Origin of the sequence: Halalkalibacter wakoensis JCM 9140, assembly GCF_000513095.1 — a bacterium.
Taxonomy (GTDB): Bacteria; Bacillota; Bacilli; order Bacillales; family Bacillaceae_D; genus Halalkalibacter; species Halalkalibacter wakoensis.
Genome location: NZ_BAUT01000141.1, coordinates 1 through 2,535, shown reverse-complemented (window position 1 = coordinate 2,535; position 2,535 = coordinate 1). Strand labels below are relative to the sequence as shown.

3 protein-coding genes and 1 pseudogene are annotated in these 2,535 nt (G+C 29.7%); 3 read left to right on the top strand and 1 reads right to left on the bottom strand.

The annotated features are described in order from the left end of the window. A partial coding sequence (locus tag JCM9140_RS21765) for a PDDEXK family nuclease (RefSeq protein ID WP_034751726.1) occupies window positions 1-454 on the bottom strand: 454 nt, incomplete at its 3' end. A 292-nt stretch (window positions 455-746) separates the two neighbouring features. Here JCM9140_RS21765 and JCM9140_RS22890 point away from each other — a divergent pair. The 3 genes and pseudogenes from JCM9140_RS22890 to JCM9140_RS24250 form a co-directional block, all read left to right on the top strand. Continuing rightward, complete coding sequence (locus JCM9140_RS22890) at window positions 747-1,226, top strand: helix-turn-helix domain-containing protein (RefSeq protein ID WP_052002497.1); 480 nt, start codon at window positions 747-749, stop codon at window positions 1,224-1,226. A gap of 30 nt (window positions 1,227-1,256) precedes the next feature. Next, on the top strand, window positions 1,257-2,225 hold the full coding sequence (locus tag JCM9140_RS21755) for an FRG domain-containing protein (RefSeq protein WP_052002496.1): 969 nt from the start codon (window positions 1,257-1,259) through the stop codon (window positions 2,223-2,225). Beyond that, a pseudogene (locus JCM9140_RS24250) lies at window positions 2,210-2,535 on the top strand (hypothetical protein); the annotation flags it as partial. The gene JCM9140_RS21755 and the pseudogene JCM9140_RS24250, both read left to right, overlap by 16 nt.

The following is a 2,535-nucleotide window of genomic DNA, read 5'->3' as shown; positions in this document are numbered from 1 at the left end:
GTTTCCTTAAATCTATATCTATTGGTTGCTTTCTATTACATAAAGTCGTAATGATCTGCTTTCTATTAGAAAGAGCAATAGGGTTTTGTCTAATATCTAATTCAGAAATACATATATATTCAAATCCATTTTTTTCGCAATAGAGTTTTTCAAGTGCTCTTAATGGGGAATCTTGTTTACTAGAATATAGAATCTTAACTAAAGTCTTTTTCCCGTCTCTCTTTTTTAGGTACATATCAAATTGTGTTTTTTTCCTTTTACCTTCTAGAACCCCATCTATAATTATGGGCCTTTCGCAAAATTCTGAAATATCTGGATCTGTTTCTACTTGTAGCCAATACTCATACTGTAGATCCCCAAAAAAATCAACTTCCCTCATTAATTTGAGACTGTACCCTACCCAATAATTACTATAAAATTGATCACTTCTTTTTATAGGAATGGGCTTAAACAAATTTTCACCTCTTTTAATTAATCGTAGTTATAATATAGACCTACTAATATGTTTTCCAATTTGCTAGAAAAAAATACTAGTTGAAGTATAAAACTATGAAAACTGTAAATAAATTGATAGTGTGAGGAATATTGAATCAATAATGTTAATTTTAAAAATGTCACTTATTATATACATTAGAAGCCGATGTCTAATATCGGTAATGAGGATATTCTACAATGGTTTAGTTACTTTGCACACTGCTTTCAATAAAATGGAAACAATTACATCAATTTTATGAGGAGAAGTAATTATGGAGCACATTGGGGAAAGAATAAAAAAAACAAGACACGCAGCAAAACTAAAGCAAAAGGAATTTGCGCAAACGATTCGTATGTCCCAGGGGTCGTTAAGTGATTTAGAAATTGGAAGAAATAAACCCTCAATTGAAACTTTAGTTGGTATTAGTGAACTATATAATGTAACAATTGACTGGTTAATTAAGGGAACAGGTAATAAAAAAAAATGCTTACCAAATGATTCTAAAATTCCATTACAAATAATAATAAGCCGGTTATTGCAGTCACTTTATACTGAGCAAGAAAAATTAAGTAAAGAATTTAACATACCAATGACTTACTTACAGAAATTATTTAATCATGAGATGAATAACCGATTTCTTGGTACTTTAACAGTAAATGAAACAGAATTATTAAATATTTATAGAGATCTTCCTGTTAAAGATCAGAATGAACTTAGAGAATTTGCTAAAATAAAGAAGAATTACTTTTAAAGTGATTTACGCGGAAAAGGAGTGAGCAAGTTGGATCAAGCTATCAGTATAGATGAATTTCAAAAAAAGTTAAAACGTTATGAGGGACACTCACCTATTTTTTATAGGGGCCAATTAAAAAGATTTCCAGATATAAGCTCTAGTATTTCCAGAGATATTGGATATATGTCTAATGAACATAACATATATCAAGAAGCTATTCACCTTAAAAGTGATGAGTTTAAAAAGTATTCAACACCACTTGAGCACTTAGCTAAAATGCAACATTATGAAATTCCTACAAGATTAATTGATGTTACGATAAACCCCTTATATGCATTGTTTTTTGCTGTTGAGGATGTTGAAGATGAAAGCCCTGGCCTTGTTTACATCTTTATTCAACAACCCAAGGAATTGAATAGTAAAGAAATTCAACTTCTAAGTCTACTTGCAACTATAGAAGACTTACAGATTGGTCATATCCAACACCTATATGAGCAAACTTTTCATGAACAAATTGAACACCATGAAATCTTACAAATTGTTAACGGTTCTTATTTTGTGCCTTATACTGCAAAATTACAAGAAGCCAATACCCGTTTATTTAATCAACAAGGAACGTTCGTGATTTGTGGTAATTTAGTATCAGAAGGAGAGATTCAAAAGGATTTATTAACTCTCAATTCTATAAAACCATCCCTTATAATCTCAGTTCCTTATGAGTATAAAGAAACAATTAAGAAAGAATTAGATGCTGCACACAATATTAATAAAGCTACTGTTTATCCGGAACTACCTTCAGTTGCTAAATATTTAAAAGAAAAATATAAAGAAATTAATTTATCATTGGATGGTACCTACAGTATTACGGAGGAACAGGATATTTCTTATCCTGGAGTACGACGGGTTTCAATTAAAATAACATTAACTAAGCTACTAAAAATAAATGAAATCCATAGTGCTGTCAGGTACTTAATTAATGAATATAAAGGCAAATTGATGTGGTGTCAGTTTTCGTAGCAAAAACTGGCGAAGATTATATTTTATATAATTGGATTTTAAGATATATGTGGTGTAATCCTTTAAATGACAACATTCAAATGCAACCTTTAAAGCAAAGAGATAAAGACGGATACAGTTGGGATGAAAGTAACACCTACAGTGTAATGGCTGATTATAATGATAAATATGTATTTGAAAATGATAAGCATCTATTTGTTTATAAGAAAAAACTATATGATGAAGTGCAACCTATTCATAAGGAATTAGTTTTTTATTTTAATGATCATGAATTCCAAGAGCTTTTCGACATTATTAATATATACATATC

Excerpts from the sequence above, each read along its gene's own strand:
- JCM9140_RS22890 (WP_052002497.1), top strand. The coding sequence starts at position 747 with ATGGAGCACATTGGGGAAAGAATAAAAAAAACAAGACACGCAGCAAAA.